We start from the raw sequence: 16,184 nt of genomic DNA on the forward strand, positions 1-16,184 counted from the left end.
CAATAGTAGCAGCTCTAAGTAGCGGGGATCGCATACAGTCTCGTCCGGTCGGAACCGATACATCTTTCCAGACAGCATCAACCGCGACTGGGTTGCTCGCACCAATGTGGGGACGGCGCATCGAGCTCGAGGTCCAGCGCAGGTCATGAGCAAGTCCCCAACTTGGACCTCAAGCTCGGGCCTCGGTGTCATGCCTTCAGGCAACTGCTTGTTGTGTTGGCCATCGAAGGAGCCCGGTTGAATCGAGGTCGTCTTTAAAACGCCCCAGCGTCCGTCGCTTGCGGGAGCCTTTTCACACTGGGGGCTCCATCCTTGCTGGATTAGCTTCCCCTTGGCGAGAGGCTTAAGTAGTTGGGAGATCGGCATCCACGCCCAGTCGGTGGGGAGGACTTGCCCGTTCATGCGGTCAACTCCGAGTTCAGTTGTTCAATGAGGAAGCCGGCTTCCGACCCCAGATCGCGGACTGCGCCATCGACGCCTCCGCGCTCGGTGAAGGGCGCCGACTCCAAGTCGTCCGGGCTCACGCCTGCAGAGGTCGCCACGACCTCAGCCATCCGGTCGAGCCACCACCGCTCGTTTTCCGCAAAGTGGGTGCCAGCCTGTTCCTGCTGTAGCAGCCAAGCTGCGTAGCGCTCGCGAACGCGATCGCTGTAAGGAATTAGCTCCGCGTCGTTCCCGAGCGTGAAGCGGAGCAGCGATACGAGATCCGTCAGGGTGTGGCGGTCGCTGCGCCGCACCCGGGTTTTTTCGACTGCTTCGTAAGCCGCCCAGATGAGTTCGGGCGTCCAGCTCTGAGGCGGCCGGCTGATCCGGTCTGCCAGTTCCTTGATGTCGCTGAAGGAGAGGCGACGCTCCTTGGCCTCGCCCATCAGCTGGATGGCCGTGATCTCGTCCCGGTGATCTACGAGGTACTGCTTCCAGGACTCGACGATGGACTGCGCACGGGAGGTGTCAACGACGCCATGGGCGTCCAAAAGCACGTCGACGCTGATTTCGTCGATCACCCGGTCGTGAGCCCTACGCAGCTCGAGGATCCGGTTACGAAGATCCGGGTTGGCCGCGAGCGGCTCGATGGCCTTGTCCACCATCTGCTGGATCGCAGCCTTAGGATCTGCCGCACCGGCGATGGCCTTGGCCTGGATGTCAGGGTCCACGGCGTCCACCAGTCCACGGATCAGTCCGCGAAGGGACTGGCCGGCCACGGCGTCCAGCTCTTCCCGTTCCGCTGGTGTGACCTGCACTTCGAGGGCGGCCAGCCGCGACGCCAGCGTGGCGGTCTCAGACTCGGTGATAGTCAGGGTCGCTACCTTGCCCAGCAGCTGCTGGAGGCTGAGGCCCTTCTCCCGGTTCAGCGGCGGGTCCACGAACTCGTGCTCCGTGACGCCGATGGCGTCTACGAGGACGAAGCGAGTCTTGGCGTCAGCGTCCGGCGTGACGGCCTGGAAGTCGGCCGACGGGATGGTGCGAGCGCCGCGGCCCTTCATCTGCTCGAAGTACTGAGCGGAGCGCACGTCGCGCATGAAGAACACACACTCCAGCGGCTTCACGTCCGTGCCGGTGGCGATCATGTCGACCGTCACGGCGATGCGCAGCGACGCGGACGTGCGGAAGCGCTGGAGATGGCCCTTGGGGTCCGTCGCGGCATAGGTGATCTTCGCTGCGAAGTCGTTGCCCTTGCCGAAGACTTCGCGCACCGTGGTGACGACTTCCTCGGCATGAGCGTCGTCTTTGCAGAAGATCAGCGTCTTGGGCACCGTCGAGCGTCCCGGGAAGATCTCTGTGAAGAGCTTCTCGCGGAACGTGTCCAGGACCAGGCGAATCTGGCTCGTCGAGGTGACCGCGCGGTCGAGCTGTTTGCCCGTGTACGCCAGGTCCTCGTCGAGGGCGACAAGCTTCTGCACGCGAGTCCGTCGGTCCACGGTGGGCACCACAGTTCCGGCGTCGATGCGTGAGCCGTCCTGGGTGATCTGGGTCCGGATTTTGTAGATGTCGAAGTCAACGTTGACCCCGTCGGCGACCGACTGCGGGTACGTGTACTCGCTGACGAGGTTCTGGCGAAAGAAGCCGAAGGTTGCCTTACCGGGCGTGGCGGTCAACCCGACGATGTGTGCGTCGAAGTAGCGCAGCACGTTCTGCCAGACCCCGTAGATCGACCGGTGCGCCTCATCGACGATCACGAGGTCGAATGCCTCGGGAGGCATGGCGCCGTTGTAGGCCACGGGCACGGGTTCGTCCGGCACGTAGCTGTCGAGGTCAGGGTCGTCTTCCTGGCTGACCGGCTTGTTACTCAGGACGCTGTAGACGCGCTGGATCGTCGAGATGACTACGTGGCTGCTGGCGAGCGTCCCTGCGCTGGTGAGCTTGTCTACGTTGTAGATCTCGGTGAAGCGCCTGCCGTCGTCAGGCGTGCGGTAGTTCTGGAACTCGGCGAGGGTCTGGTCTGCGAGGTTGTTGCGGTCCACCAGGAAGAGCACGCGCTGGAAGCCGGCATGCTTCAGCAGGCGGTAGCAGCTCGTCACCGCGGTGTAGGTCTTGCCGGCCCCGGTCGCCATCTGCACCAGGGACCGGTCGTATCGCTGCTCAGCAAGGCTGCGCTCGATGCCGTTGATGGCCTGGATCTGCGCGGGACGGAGTGGCGCCACGTCCAGCTCGGGCATGTGCTGGACCTTGCCTCGCCACGTCGGCCGCACCGGGTCTGCCTCGACGTCGCGCAGGGTTCGGGCCAGGGTGTCCGGCCTGGGAAACGCGAAAATGCGCCTCGCCCGAGGGGACGGGTCGTAGCCGTTGGTGAAGTGCGTCTCGGTACCGCTGGCCTCAAAGACGAAAGGCAGCCGGCCGTCGACCGTAAGAGCCTTCAGGCGTACGTCAGCGGGAAGGCCGTCGGCGTACATGGCGGATTGCCATTCGACGCCGGACAGCGTGGTGCCCTGAGGCTTGGCCTCGATGACTCCGACAGCCGCTTTGTCGATGTAGAGCAGGTAGTCCGCTCTGCCATGTCCCTTGGCCATGATCGCTTCGCGCACCGCCACGCCTCGGCCCGCGAAGAGATTCATGTCCTTGCGGTCCTGCACGACCCATCCGGCGGCCGTGAGCTGCTCGTCGATCAGCACGCGAGCCCGCTGCTCGGCAGGGAGGTGACTCTGGGGTTCCTCGTTCATGGTCGAGCGGAGCGTAGGTGAGGCCAGCGACAAGCCAGCGTCTGACTCGCCCGCTGTAACCCTCGGGGAGTATGGGACTTCCGGGGTGACTGAGGCTCCGCTGATCGTTCTCGACGTGCACGGGTGCGTTCAGCAGGCCCCAACGACGAGGCGCTTTCCGCCATCCCGCGCGAGCACAGAAGGGACGTCACGGCTGGCGATCCGCCCCGGGGACCATCCTCGGCAGCCAGGAGACAGCGGCCGCCCGTCCTCGCAGCGCCACGGCTCCTGCGCCTTGGCGGAGCCGCCGGAGAGACGGCGCTACCGTGCCCGCACATGACAGCAACGGCCGCCCTGGACGTGCCAGACGACTGGCTCCGCCCGACCGACGACGAGGTCGACCGGGCGCTCCGCGTCGCCAGAAGAGCGTTGAGCGACGACTCCGAGAGGCCCGCCGTGAGGCGCCTGGCCAACTACTACCAGCCCAGCAAGCGGGGGGCAGGAACCACCTTCCTGGAGTTGGAACCGATCGAGCCGGCGACGGTGACCGTGGCCGACCTGCACGCAGTGACCGTGTTGAGCGTGCGGATAAAGCCGTTGGCGACGCGTCGACTTCTCACTGATCAAGCCAGGCGCGCGGACATCGATGCCGCTCTGGCCGGCCTGGACCTGACCACCGACCTGGCGGACGCGGACCGCAAGACCTATCTGGCTATGGAGGCGTTGTGGAGTGAGATCTATGAGGCCTGCCGCGACCCCTGGGTGCCAGCTTCAAACCCCTGGGTGACCGCAGCCAAATTGTGCGCCCGCAAGCGCCCGCGACTGCTCCCCGTGCGAGACAACATTGTCTGCAAGGGCCTTGGACTGTTCGGCACGCCGCAACGCCGCAAGGGCAACCCCCAGGTGGACTGGCAGGTCTTCGCGCACCTGATGAGGGACCACTACATCGTCGATCGGATCGATGAGCTCACCCACCAGGTGCAGGCCGCGCATCGGGTGCAATGCGACTCGGTGCGGCTACGCGTACTTGACGTTGCTCTATGGACGTGGCTCCCACACTGAGGGCATGACGGCTCCCCTCGAGTCCGGACAACGTCGGCAAGATGAGCATGTCAACCGGGCGCCCCTGAGGTGGCTACAGGGACACTCTGCTTGCCTAGACGGCTGATCACGGCTGCATGAGTCACCACTGAAGCGATTGCTAGGGCCCGTCCTGTGGATCATGTGGCGCCGCGACTGCTGCCGGTGTCCCTGAGCGGCCCACCTATGGACAGCTACGGGTCGTCCATGTCCATCGGAGGAGGCGGCGGGCGAGGGTCGGCATCTCTGCCATGGCCGCGTTCGGGACACAGGTATGTGGCCCCGGCGTCCGCTCCGGCAGCCCCGATGGTGATGCGGCCGAGGGTGAAGGGGAGCATGCGGCAGTCTGCCACTGAATCCGGCAGTGCCTCGGGCGCGTCGGGAAGCGCTCGACCCCGGCCTGCTTACCGTCGCCCCATGAGTGCTCCGCCTATCGACGGCTTCTTCGTGTGGTGGCATGAGGACACGCCGGACCGCATCCGGATGGCCACCAGTGACCCGGCCATCCGCGGCGAGGACGGTGACAAGCCCGGCCTGCAGGTGGTCTTCAGCAGCAACCCGCGTTCGGCGGACTACCACCCTGCCAACTTCAACCGCCTGGCGCGGTGGCTCGCTGCCCAGGGGGAACCGGCGCCGGAGCCGGTGCCGGTCGCCGATCGGCAGCTCGGCCGTCGGCCCTGACAGGCCTATCCCTCAGGAGGTTGACCCATGCCCGCATACGGCCGCCCCAATGACCAATGGCCAGGACTGGTGTCTGCAGGCAAGGAGTTCCTGCAGGAGCGCGGCAAGCTTCGTCGCGACACCTCGTACACCGAGATGAGCACGGTCCTATCCCAGCGGACCGGCTACCCGGCGTTCGACTTCTCGCAGCAGGTTGAGCGGGCTGGTATGGGCCACCTGCTCGGCCTCATCGTGGAAGACACCTACCCGCGCGTCGGCGCCATGCTGTCATCGATCGTGATTTATCTGGGCGCCAACGATGCCGGGGGCGGCTTCTACCAGCTCGCCCAGCAGATGGGCATCCTGGAGAAGAACCCGTCGCGTTTGGCTGCGGAGCGATTCTGGGTCACGCAGATGAACACCGTCTACAAGTTCTTCGCGGAGGGCGGGCGGCTGGCCTGACCTACTGTCAGGGGTCATCAAGGAAGGCGTCCCGTCGTGTCAGCTGACGTAGCGGGCAGGGCAGAGCAGCGGGAAGAGTGGATGAGCACGGCGCTACAACGCATCCGTGAGCTAACTAGGCGGCCCTTCGAGCTGTCCGTCGCCATCAGGGCAAAAAGGGCATGACTCCTGCGCCAGAGGCTCCTCCCCGTGACCCCTAGGCCGCCTTCGGCGGACGTGGGCGGTGGGGCACAAGATCCGCAGGACAGGCCCTAGTGCGCCTCCTCGTCGCCGTAGAAGTAACTTGCGTGAGACACCGGGTCGATCAGGATGGTCGTCGGCGCTGCGACGAGGCCGGTGCTAACGGTGACGGAGACCCGGCGACGACGCGGAAGGGCCAGCTTGTGGCGGACCAAGTCGACGATGCGAACGACAGTGTCGTCCAACTCTCGACCCTCGACACGGTGTTCGTCGCCTTCGATGACGAGGGAGGCCTGCCGCGGTGACTGGATGGCGACTCCGAGGGTGAGCGGCGGGTCCCAGGGCTGTGACAACGCCTCGCGGAGAACTCTCAGCTGATCCTCCCGCGCGGCACGACGCGCGCGGTTGAACCCCTGGAGCTGGGCGTCGAGCACCGCCTGCGCCTGCACTGGGGTGAACTTGTACGCCTCCTGGAGTCTCTCGCGCGCATCGGTGTCGTCGTCAGCGTCGGCGAGAAGCGCGACGAGCCGAGGCAAGTCGGTCGAGACCTGTGAGATCGCGGTGAGGACGGCAAGGCGCGTCTGATGATTTTCGTCCTGCAGCATGGACCAGGATTGTCCCCGGCCGCGGGAGTCTCACGACGGCCTGACTGCACCGCATCCTCACCGGTGCTCCCCCGGAGGGAGCCCAGCGGCCCACCGCGTTCTTTACGGAAATGTCAGAACGACTGAGACGTCTCCGGGCACCTCCTTCTCAATAAATCTGGCACTAGGACCAGTATGGAGTGCCAGATTCATTGCGAACGGACACTCGGACCGACGTCCTCACGACCACCAGGCCTGCGGCTGCGCCTCGTCCGCGACCGGCCGTTCCTGCTCCTCCCGGCCCAGCCGGGTCACCGCACCGCCGGCCAGGTGGTCCTGCAGCGCCCGAACGGCGTCCAGGTGGTACGGCAGCCGGCGGTTGAGGTGGTGCCCGGCGCGCGGGACCGTCGTCCGCGACGTGCCCCGCCGCGAGTTCAGCCGACCGAGCAGGTCCAGCGAGCCCAGGTACTGCTGCACGTGCCGGAACTCCACCGGCAGGTCGACGACCGCGCCGAACGTGACGACGTGCAGCCGGTCGAACCACGCGTGCTCGTCGCCGTCCAGCTCGTCGACGAGCTCCTCCAGGACGACGTCCAGCAGCAGGTTGCCCCTGCTGTGCCCCACCAGCAGGACCAGCTCCGGTGGCCCGGCCCGCAGGATCTCGCCGACCGTGGCGACGTCGGGACCGGGCACGGGTTGCAGGTGCCGCAGCGGCTCCATGTCGCGCGCGGCCAGCGCCGCCGGGACCGCCCCGGTCAGCGCGACCCGCGAGGTCTCCATCCACTCCTCGAGCCACATCCGGGCCCGGTCGGCCGCGCCGAAGAAGAACCAGCCGCCGAGGGCCTCGGTGACCAGGTCGGTCAGCCCGTAGCCGGTCACCACGCCGGCGACGTCGGAGCCGATCGCGTCCGCGACGTTGCGCGCCAGCGCCGCCGTGCCGACGACGGAGCTGCCGACACCGGCCACGGCGAGGGCCCGGATCCGCTCCCCCTCGGCGTTCAGGAAGCCCAGCGCGGTCCGGTGGTGCCGCACCGCTCCCCTGCCGGTGGGCGGCACGACGACGACGCCGCCCTCGCGGTCGGTCAGGGGCGACAGTTGCGCCAGCTCCTCGGCCGACAGGCTGCCCACGTCGTAGCAGAGGGCGTCCAGCACCGCGTTGCGCTGCTCGAGCGGGAGGAAGGGCAGGTCCGCGGCCAGGGCTGTCCAGGGATCCCTCGAGGTCATCGTCGGCTCCCACCGTCGCGTCCGTGCCCGGTCACCGTCCCGCACCGCCTCCGGCCCCGTCCGCGGCCGGGGGTCCCAGTGTTATCCGGTCACCTCTGGGCCGCACGGGACTCCGGAGCGGCGCGTCGGACGCCGGAGACACGCCGGCGTCAGGACGTGGGGTGGCCGGACCGCCGGTCGGCCGGCCCCCTCCCGAGGGGACCATGCTCTTCGGCTGAGGCGGGCGGCGTCGATCAGGGCTCCTCAACGGCACTCGACCCGGAAGACCGCGCCGGACGTCGGAGGAAGGGTCACCGAGCGCACGGACCGCCCATCCCTGTCCACCGTCCCCCTGGGTGGGACCACGGTGACCGTCACCTGGGTGGGGTTGACCGCTGCCCACGCCGCGGTGAACCTGCGGCTCCAGACACCGGACGGCTCCCGGACGGCCTCAGAGGTCGCTGGGCCGACCGGGATGGACATCTCCGCCAGCCACTCCGGCTCGGTGTAGTCCCCTGCTGCGGTGGTCGAGGGGGTCCAGAAGTCGCGGTCGTCGCCGCGGACGAGGGCGCTGGCGTAGCCGTACCGCAGGGTCCTGGCGTCCCCCTCGGCCGCACGGGTCACGGTGAGGGACAGCCCAGGCCCCGCCAGTTGACCTGTCTGCGTCACCCAGCCCGCCGGACCCCAGTCCCAGAGGAACCCGTCGGCGGGGTCGGTCCCCCAGTGTGCGAAGTTCTCCTCCATCGCCCCGCCGTGGACGGCGTGCGACGCCCACCGGCCTTCGTGCAGCCGGGCGTCGGAGACGTTCGGCACCAGCGCCCTGCCCTGGGCCTGGAGTGCCTGACCCGCCCGCGTCACCAATTCGTCGAGGCCCTGCCGGAGCTGCGCATCCGTCTCCTCCGCCGACGACGTCCCCGCGAGGAGCGCGGCGTCGTACCACCTGAGCGTCGACACGTCGTTGTCGGCGAGGACGCCGTCCCAGCCGGCGGTGACGACCTCGTGGACGACGTCGTCGACCCAGCGCTCCTGGTACGCCGGGTCCCACACCGCCATCTGCCAGTGGCCCGGGTACGGGTCCCACTCGATCCGCTCCCCGACGTCGTCGACGGCGAACCAGGAGGGATCGGCCTCGCCGTAGCCGACCCCGGACGGGGGCAGCGGCCCGGTGTGGTAGCTGCGGGTGCTGGAGAGGTCCTTGTAGACCAGTACGACCACTGACGGGTCACGCTGCTTGAGCCGCTCCAGGGCCCAGGTCTCCCAGGGGTTGAGCACGACCACGCCGTACCGGGAGGCCGCTGCGTCGATCTCCCGCTCCGTCGGCCGGTCCCCGATCGCGTACCAGAAGCCACGCCGTGCGAGAGCGTCCCCCGTCGCCGTGGACCCCGTCGACGGACGGCAGGCCGCCGATGCCGTGACGTCGGGAGACGACACCGTCGGCGTCGAGGCGTTCGGCACCACGACCAGCGCTGCCGACAGCACTGCACCACCCACTCGCCAGACCCTGCGCGTCCTCGGGAACCTGCTCACAGGAGCAGGTGTCGACCGGTCCGTGCCCGTGCTGGATCCTCCGTCCGGGTGACTTCCGACGTGCTCACCGCTCACCCCCGGCTCCCCGGTGGCGGTCGCCGCCGCAGGCGTCGGTCCCACGCTGCTCCCCCGTCTCCTGCTCCGGAGCCACCTCCGTGGATCGCCGCGACTACCGATCCGCCTCGTCGTCCCGGGAGCCCACCGAGGGCTCGTCGAGCACCTCCGCGTAGACCTCGAGCATCCGGGCGCCGCTCGCCGAGAGCCCGTACGAGTCCGTCACGTGACCCCGCGCGGCTGCTCCCTCGCGGTCGGCCGCTGCTCGATCCTGCAGGCGGGCACTGACCGCCCCCGCCAGCGCAGCGACGTCCTCGGTGGGCACGACGGCCCCGGTGCCGGGTAGCAGGACCTCCCGGGCCCCCGCGACGTCGGTCATCACGACGCTCCGGCCGCTCGCACCCGCCTCCAGAGGGACCAGGGCCATCCCCTCCCAGCGGGACGGCACGACCAACACGTCAGCAGCGGCGTACCAGTCCCGGGGATCCGGGCTGTGCCCCGCGAGGACGACACCCTCGCCGGCCGACGAGGACAGCCGGTCCAGCCACGGCCCCTCCCCCACCAGGGCCAGGCGCGCGCCGGGCACCGACTCCCGGACCGCGGGCCAGGCCTCGAGCAGGACGTCCTGCCCCTTCTGCTCGCTGAGCCTCCCGACGCACACCGCCAGTGGCCCATCGCCCAGTCCGAGCCGGGCGCGGGCCTCGGCGCGGTCCCGAGGTCCGAAACGGGAGGTGTCGACCCCGTTGGGCACGACGCGAGCCACCCCGTCCAGCTGAACACCGAGCGCAGCCGCGTCGTGGCACTCGGCCTCACTCACGCACACGACGCGTTCGGTCCACCGCACCGCCCACACCTCCCAGGCCAGCGTGGCCCGCCGCAGCACGCCCTGGACGGCGAGGAACGACCAGGCGTGCGGCTGGTAGACGGTGGGCACGCCGCCCCGCAGGGCCAGGCGGCCGGCGAGGCCGGCCTTGGCGCTGTGCAGGTGGACGAGCGACGGACCCAGGCGGTGGAGGATCCGCCGCAGGGCCAGCGTCTCCCGCGCCACGACCGGTCCGGGGGTGCGCTGCGCCGCCCACGGCACGTGCCGCGCCCCACCCGCCAGGGCCTCCCGGGCCAGCCAGCCGTCGTCGGGGCAGACGACGGTGACGTCGAGCCCGGCGGAGACCTGGTGGTGGACCAGGCCGACGACACAGCGGGCGACGCCCTCGGTGGTCGGCTGTGCGACGTGGACCACGTGGACGGTCACGCCCACCCCTCCGGTCCCGATCCGAGCAGGGACTCATAGAGCGCCAGGTGCCGATCACGGGCGGACTGCACCGAGAAGCGCTCCCGCGCGACCGCTGCGCCCCGCGCCCCCCACCGGGCCGCCTGGTCACCGGTCGTGAGGTCCTGCAACGCGAGGGTCAGCGCCGCGACATCTCCCGGCGGCACGACGATCCCGGCACCGGCGATCATGTCCGCGATCCCTCCGACGTCCGTCGCGATGACCGGTTTGCCGGCGCCCAGTGCCTCGATGAGGACCAGCGGCTGCTGCTCCATCGCCGACGGCAACACGAAGGCATCCGCTTCCCCCAGCAGGCGGGGCACATCCCGGCGGAAGCCCAGGAAGGTGACCCGGTCGTGCAGCCCGAGCCGTGATGCGGTTGCCTCGAGTCGAGGCCGCTCGGGGCCGTCGCCGGCGACCTGCAGTGTCACGTCGGCCGGCAGGGCAGCGCGGGCCATCGCCTCGAGGAGGACGTGCACCCCCTTCCGCCGGACGAGCAACCCGACGAACAGCAGTCGGCGCACCGGCCGGTCCGGCACGGAGACCGCAGGCAACGGCAGCCCGTTGTCGATGTGGACGATCCGGCCGGCGGGGACCCGGAGCCGCTCGCGCAGGAACCGGCCCATCGACGCGGCGGGGACGATGGTCCGGGACACCGATCGGGCGACCAGGGCGTCGGCGGCCAGGACCGCACGTGTGTAGTGCGAGGGACCCTTGCCCCCGTCTCCCCGGAACCACGGTTCGGCCACGTCGTCGGGAACACCGTGGTAGGTGTGCACCACCGCGCCCGGCCGGGCGGCCCGGGACGGCCCCCAGCCCAACCCGGCGCACACCAGGCCCGCCCTGCGGTCCTGCGCGTGGACCACGTCGGGTCGCCAGGCCGCCACCTGACGCCGGGCCCGGCGGATCGCCCCGACTGCCCCCTTCCCCTCGACGAGCACCTCGGTGTGCAGGTCGGCGACGCGTTCTGCGCCGCGAGCCGGCCGAGGGCCCAGCAGCCGGACCTCCCAGCCGGGCACCTGGCTCATGGCCCGGGCCAGTTCGACCGTGACATCGACCGGCCCACCCTGGTCCTGGGTCAGCAGATAGGCCAGTCGGCGGACTCCTGCCGGACCGGTCATCCTCGATCCCTCCATCTCTCGGTCCACGGGCTCTTCGTCACCGTGCCACCGCCGCCCGCAGGTCCCGGAGCAGGGGCCGGTCGACGAGGACGAGGACCCCGCCGTAGGCCAGCAGGACCAGCACACCGACGACGGCAGCGCCGACCAGAGAGTCCGCCGGTGGCAGGACACCCATCCAGCGCGCTGCCTCGTGCAGAGCCGCCACCACGGCGGCGGCGAGGAGGGGTGCGAGGAGTGCACGGCCGAGGCCGGCTCCGAGCAGGTCAGCCCGACCCAGCATGGCGGCGACGAGGAGGGCGGCGACCGCAACGGCGCCGACCTGGGCCCAAGCCACCGCCACGATGCCGAAACGGACCAGCGCGACGGCGGCGGCCAGCAGGACCACCACGTGGACGACCTGGGCTCGCAGGTAAAGCCCAGGACGTCCGGACGCACGCAGGGCCTCATGGCCCATGAGGACGAGGCCGAGCAGGACGCCGTAGAGGGCGAGGACCCGGAGGACCGGCGCCGACCCCGCCCACCGGGGATCGATGACGACGATGCGGTCGGCGAGCAGCGCGAGGGCGAGGTAGGCGCCACCCGTGGTCGCCGTCACCACGTGCACGAGACGCACCACAGCAGGGGCCATGGCCCGCTCGCCACCGGACTCCATGAGCCGGGCGTACAGAGGGAAGGCGACTCCGCCGAGCACGACGGCACCCATCACGTACGGGACGAAGGCGATCCGGAAGGCGAAGGAGTACACACCGGTCGCGGCCTCACCCAGGACACGGGAGATCACCACGTAGTCCAGGTTGAGGAGCACCAGGCCGAGCACCGCCCCTGGACCGGTGACCGCCGCCCAGCGGGCTGCGGACCGCGCGTGCTCCGTCGACCAACGTGGCCGCACCCGGATCCCGACAACTGCGCCCAGCAGAGGCGCGAGCACGGCCGTCGTCACCAGTCCGGCCACGAGCGACCACTCCCCCAGTCCGGTCGCGGCTGACGCGATGGTCACCGCCGCGCCCGCCAGCGCGCTGCCCGCATCCGGCACGAGGCGCCGACCGAAGTCCAACCGGCGGTGCAGGTAGGCCATCTGCACCCCGGCGAAGGCGGTGAAGGGCAGGCTCAACACGGCGACCCGCAGCAGGTCGGTCGCCCCGGGAGCGCCGGAGAGGACGGCTATCTGTGGAGCGAAGACGACCGCCACGAGCGCGACGAGGGCAGCCAGGCCCACGGACATGGTCCCCACCGTTCCGGCGAACCGGCGGGGGTCCTCGGAGGTGCGGGCGATGACGTCGTACACACCCGCCGACTGGAGCACGAGCGCGAGGTTGACCAGCGCCACCGTCACGGTGACCGTGCCGAGCTCACCGGCAGTCAGGAACACCCCCAGCGCGAGGGTGACGACGACCTGCGACCCCTTGCTCAACAGGTTGACCAGCCCGAGCCAGAGCGCCCCCCGGGAGGCGACGCCTGCCAGTCCGCGGCTCACTGGCGGGACCTCCCCGCGTGCCGGTCCTGCCCGACCGCGGCTCCGACGGCCGGGGTCACCGGGCCACGACCGCACCGACCTCGTGCCGGGAGTCCAGAGCCGCCAACAGTGCCGCCGCGAGCTCCTCGGCCGTCGTCCGGCGCAGACGCACGGTGACGAGCGCGGGCTCCGCGGGGGCTGCCTCGCGGACGCGGTGGCGGGCGTCCGTCGCCATCCTCCCGTTGGCGCCGCCCCGCTGCCCCTGGTCACCGGGTGCCGACCAGGTGGCCGGCGCCAGATCCGCCGCGCGCCGTGCCAGTCGGTCGTCGATGGCGCTGACGAGTGCGTCCTCTGCGGTCGAACCGGCCGGGAAGGCCCGGACCCGGGTTGCCGTCGGCGCGGCGGCGGCGACTCTCGAGGCGAGGACGTCCAGCCCCCGCTGGGACCGGCCCAGGGCCACGACCGGCACCTCCGGGGAGGCCACCGACCGGACGACCTGCTGGACGTCGGCGACAGTGAGCAGCCGCGGCCGCAGGACCTGGACCGCAGCGACCGCGAGGAGGCCCACGACCACCGCGGCGAGCGAACCCAGGCCGCCGGCGAGGAGAGGGTCCGGTCCCACCCGCGTCGCCTCCGCGCCGACGTCCCCGAGGACGGTGAAGGTGCCGACCGGGGCGAGCAGGTCACTGTCGACGATCTGGTCGACGACCGCGCTGAGGACGGCGGTCGCCGCCTGAGGACTCTCACCGGTCGCGGTCACGCGGGCCACACCGGAGGCGGGGACGAGCTCCACCGACACCGACTCGGCCAGCGTCACCGCGTCCATCCCCGGCAACCGGTCCGAGAGGCGCTCGACGACCGGGGTCGACACGGCGACCTCCGGGAGCGCGGGCATGATCGAGCTCACGACGGCCCCATAGTCGGGGTCCGCCGGGTTCCCGCTGGTCACCGGCGTGGCCACCACCCCCACCCGGGACTGGTACTCGGGGTCGCGGCTGAGCAGCAGCCCCACGACCAGCGCCATCGCGGCTCCGGCCGCGAGGACCGCGGGGACCACGGCCCGGCGCAGTGCCGCCAACGCCTGGGAGCGGGTCACCGGGCGGCCGTCGGGGACGAGGTGGACGAGGGGTCCCCGACGAGGCCTCGCAGGAGGTCGTCGTACCGCCGGGTCATCTGCAGGGGATCGTGGTCCTCGGCGATCGTCCGCCTGGCTGCCTCGGCGGCGGCGGTACGCGCTGTGGTGTCGGTGAGCAGCCGCGCCAGGGCGTCGGCGAGCGCGTCGGGTGACCGCGGTGGGACCAGCAGCCCGCCCCCGCCCCGCAGGGCCTCGGTGAGCCCGTCGACGGCGGTGGCGACGACCGGCCGGCCGGCCGCCATCGACTCGAGCACGAACACGGGCAGCCCCTCCCAGTCCGAGGCCAGCGTGGCGAGGTCCGCGGCGGCGAGCAGGCGCGGGACGTCCGACCGGTTGCCCAGCAGCCGTACCCGCCGGCCGAGTCCGAGTTCGGCGTGCAGGGACTCGATGGCCTGACGTTCGGGCCCGTCCCCGGCGACGAGGAGGACGCAGTCGTCCGGGAGGCGTGCCCATGCCCGGAGCAGGACGTCGTGTCTCTTCTGCTCCACCAGCCGGGCCGCGCAGAGCGCCACCCGGGCGTCCTGGCCCAGCCCCAGCTCGCGACGGGCCAGATCCCGGTCGGGCAGGTCCGGCGCGGTCACCGCGTTCGGGATCACGACGGGCGCACGGCGCAGACCGGCGGACCGCAGCCGGCCGGCGATCGTCTCGCTCACCGTCACCACCACCCGGGGCGCGGTGTCCAGCAGACGGGCAGCGGTGCGGTAGTCCTCGGCGGCCACGCCGTGGAACACGGTCACCACCGGGACCCTCCTCCGCCGGGTCAGTTGCGCGAGCGCCACCGCCGCGGTCACCCCGACGTTGTGCGCCAGGACGACGTCCGGAGCGGCGGCCACCAGCAACCGGCGCGTCGACGCGACGGCGTGAGCCAGCCCCGCGGGCCTGCGTCGTGACAGCGGGACGCGGTGCACGTCGGCCAGTCCGGCCCGGAGGATCTCGTCCTCCCGGGAACCTCCGGCGCTGGCCACCGAGGAACGCCACCCCACCTGCGGTCCTCGTCGTACGAGCTCTACGACCAGAGACTCCGCGCCACCCGTGCCCATCTCACCGATGGCGTGCAAGACGTGCATTCACGTGCTCCTCTCCCCGCTCCGGCTCCGCAGGTCGACCGCACCGGCGATCGCCAGCCCTGCCCAGAGCGGCATGTAGTACTGCTCGGACAGGAAGACCGAGCTCACGCAGACGGCCAGCAGGCTGCCCTGGACGGCCAGGGCAGCGAGGACCCGCGCGTCCCGGGCGGCGGCACCGGCGGCGCGGCTCCGGCGGATCGCCTGCTCACTCGCCACGAACGCCGCCACGATGCCGCCGATGAACAGGCCCAGAGCGAGCAGGCCGAGCTCGGCGCCGACCTCCAGGTACATCTCGTGCGCCACCGGCGTCCGTTCGGCGAGCTCAGCGAACCCGGAGTACTCGACGTAGCCGCTGCGGAACCCGCCCGGCCCCACGCCCAGGAGCGGGTTGTCGGCCAGCATGCGCGCCGCCGCCTGCCACCGGAGCAGCCGCGTGTCGACGTTGCTGGCGGCGATGTACTGCTTCTGGTCCAGAGCCTGCTGCACCGCGTCCTGCGCCAGCAGCAGGATGGGCACGGCGAGGGCTGCCAGGAGGGCGCCAGCCGCGACGAGGAAGCGCACGGGGACCAGTCCCCGTGCCAGCGCCCAGACGAGGACGAGGGTCGTGGCGATGATGCCGCCCCGCGACAGTGTGGCCGCCGCCCCCACCAGCAGCAGGGCCAGGACCCCTCCCCAGGCGACCGCCGTCAGCGGACGCCTGGCCTTCCGCACGGCCAGCAGCACGATGGGCACGGCTGCGGTGATGACGTAGGCCAGGTCGTTCGGGTCCTCGAGCGGGCCGGTCGCTCGTGGCGAGCCGAGGAAGGCGAAGCTGATGACCGCACCGAGGGCGCTCGCCGCGGCTCCGGCGACCAACGCGTACAGCCCCACCCAGGGGTCGACGTCGTTGCTGAGGACGTCGACCAGCGCCACCACCAGCAGGAGGAAGGGCAACCACCGGACGACGTAGAGGACGGCGTAGCCGTTGTCCAGGTTGACCGCGGTCGAGGCGAGGACGAGGGGAACCAGCCCGACAGCGCACCAGACGACGGGGTGGGAGACCCCGATCCGCCGGCCGCGGCCGAGTCGGTCCCCGAACCAGACGACCAGGAACAGCGCGGGGGCCACCTTGCCGAGGTTCGCGTCGACGTCCTGCAGGTAGCCCTCGAGCGGCGCCAGGGCCAGTGTGGCCACCAGGAGCACGTGGAGGAGCCCGGTTGACGGGCTTCGTGCTCGAATGCCCTGCCCGGCGTCCTCCGGAGCCCCGGGGACCGC

At 70.8% G+C, this 16,184-nt stretch carries 13 protein-coding genes; 3 read left to right on the forward strand and 10 right to left on the reverse strand.

Annotated elements, in window-relative coordinates:
• Nucleotides 1–398: 398 nt before the first annotated feature.
• Nucleotides 399–3,158: a type I restriction endonuclease subunit R gene (locus tag ACI782_RS06410; protein WP_456907249.1), complete on the reverse strand. Its 2,760-nt coding sequence runs from the start codon at nucleotides 3,156–3,158 to the stop codon at nucleotides 399–401.
• A 315-nt stretch (nucleotides 3,159–3,473) separates the two neighbouring features.
• Here ACI782_RS06410 and ACI782_RS06415 point away from each other — a divergent pair, with 315 nt between their 5' ends.
• From ACI782_RS06415 to ACI782_RS06425, 3 genes are all read left to right on the forward strand, one after another.
• On the forward strand, nucleotides 3,474–4,199 hold the full coding sequence (locus ACI782_RS06415) for a DUF6308 family protein (protein WP_456907251.1): 726 nt from the start codon (nucleotides 3,474–3,476) through the stop codon (nucleotides 4,197–4,199).
• A gap of 435 nt (nucleotides 4,200–4,634) precedes the next feature.
• Complete coding sequence (locus tag ACI782_RS06420; RefSeq protein WP_456907253.1) at nucleotides 4,635–4,898, forward strand: hypothetical protein; 264 nt, start codon at nucleotides 4,635–4,637, stop codon at nucleotides 4,896–4,898.
• Nucleotides 4,899–4,925: 27 nt separating this feature from the next.
• Entirely contained in the window at nucleotides 4,926–5,339 is a 414-nt protein-coding gene (locus ACI782_RS06425; RefSeq protein ID WP_456907255.1) for a hypothetical protein, read from the forward strand.
• Between the two features lie 251 nt (nucleotides 5,340–5,590).
• Here the strand turns inward: ACI782_RS06425 and ACI782_RS06430 are convergent, their stop codons facing one another.
• The 9 genes from ACI782_RS06430 to ACI782_RS06470 form a co-directional block, all read right to left on the reverse strand.
• On the reverse strand, nucleotides 5,591–6,124 hold the full coding sequence (locus tag ACI782_RS06430; protein ID WP_456907257.1) for a hypothetical protein: 534 nt from the start codon (nucleotides 6,122–6,124) through the stop codon (nucleotides 5,591–5,593).
• Nucleotides 6,125–6,343: 219 nt separating this feature from the next.
• On the reverse strand, nucleotides 6,344–7,327 hold the full coding sequence (locus tag ACI782_RS06435; protein ID WP_456907259.1) for a hypothetical protein: 984 nt from the start codon (nucleotides 7,325–7,327) through the stop codon (nucleotides 6,344–6,346).
• Between the two features lie 243 nt (nucleotides 7,328–7,570).
• Nucleotides 7,571–8,797, reverse strand: coding sequence for a putative glycoside hydrolase (locus tag ACI782_RS06440; RefSeq protein WP_456907260.1), 1,227 nt, complete (start codon nucleotides 8,795–8,797; stop codon nucleotides 7,571–7,573).
• 205 nt (nucleotides 8,798–9,002) lie between these two features.
• On the reverse strand, nucleotides 9,003–10,136 hold the full coding sequence (locus ACI782_RS06445) for a glycosyltransferase (RefSeq protein ID WP_456907262.1): 1,134 nt from the start codon (nucleotides 10,134–10,136) through the stop codon (nucleotides 9,003–9,005).
• On the reverse strand, nucleotides 10,133–11,275 hold the full coding sequence (locus tag ACI782_RS06450; RefSeq protein ID WP_456907264.1) for a glycosyltransferase family 4 protein: 1,143 nt from the start codon (nucleotides 11,273–11,275) through the stop codon (nucleotides 10,133–10,135). Before ACI782_RS06450 ends, ACI782_RS06445 begins: the two co-directional genes overlap by 4 nt.
• A 37-nt stretch (nucleotides 11,276–11,312) precedes the next feature.
• Complete coding sequence (locus tag ACI782_RS06455; RefSeq protein ID WP_456907265.1) at nucleotides 11,313–12,749, reverse strand: oligosaccharide flippase family protein; 1,437 nt, start codon at nucleotides 12,747–12,749, stop codon at nucleotides 11,313–11,315.
• A 55-nt stretch (nucleotides 12,750–12,804) separates the two neighbouring features.
• The gene (locus ACI782_RS06460) at nucleotides 12,805–13,824 is read right to left on the reverse strand and encodes a hypothetical protein (RefSeq protein ID WP_456907267.1); all 1,020 of its coding nucleotides are present in this window, start codon (nucleotides 13,822–13,824) and stop codon (nucleotides 12,805–12,807) included.
• Nucleotides 13,821–14,930, reverse strand: a complete 1,110-nt coding sequence (locus ACI782_RS06465) for a glycosyltransferase (protein WP_456907269.1) — start codon at nucleotides 14,928–14,930, stop codon at nucleotides 13,821–13,823. Before ACI782_RS06465 ends, ACI782_RS06460 begins: the two co-directional genes overlap by 4 nt.
• Nucleotides 14,931–16,103 carry an O-antigen ligase family protein gene (locus ACI782_RS06470; RefSeq protein WP_456907271.1) on the reverse strand — a complete coding sequence of 391 codons (1,173 nt, stop codon included), beginning with the start codon at nucleotides 16,101–16,103 and terminating at the stop codon, nucleotides 14,931–14,933.
• Nucleotides 16,104–16,184 lie beyond the last annotated feature (81 nt).

It is taken from the genome of Geodermatophilus sp. SYSU D00703, assembly GCF_054050155.1.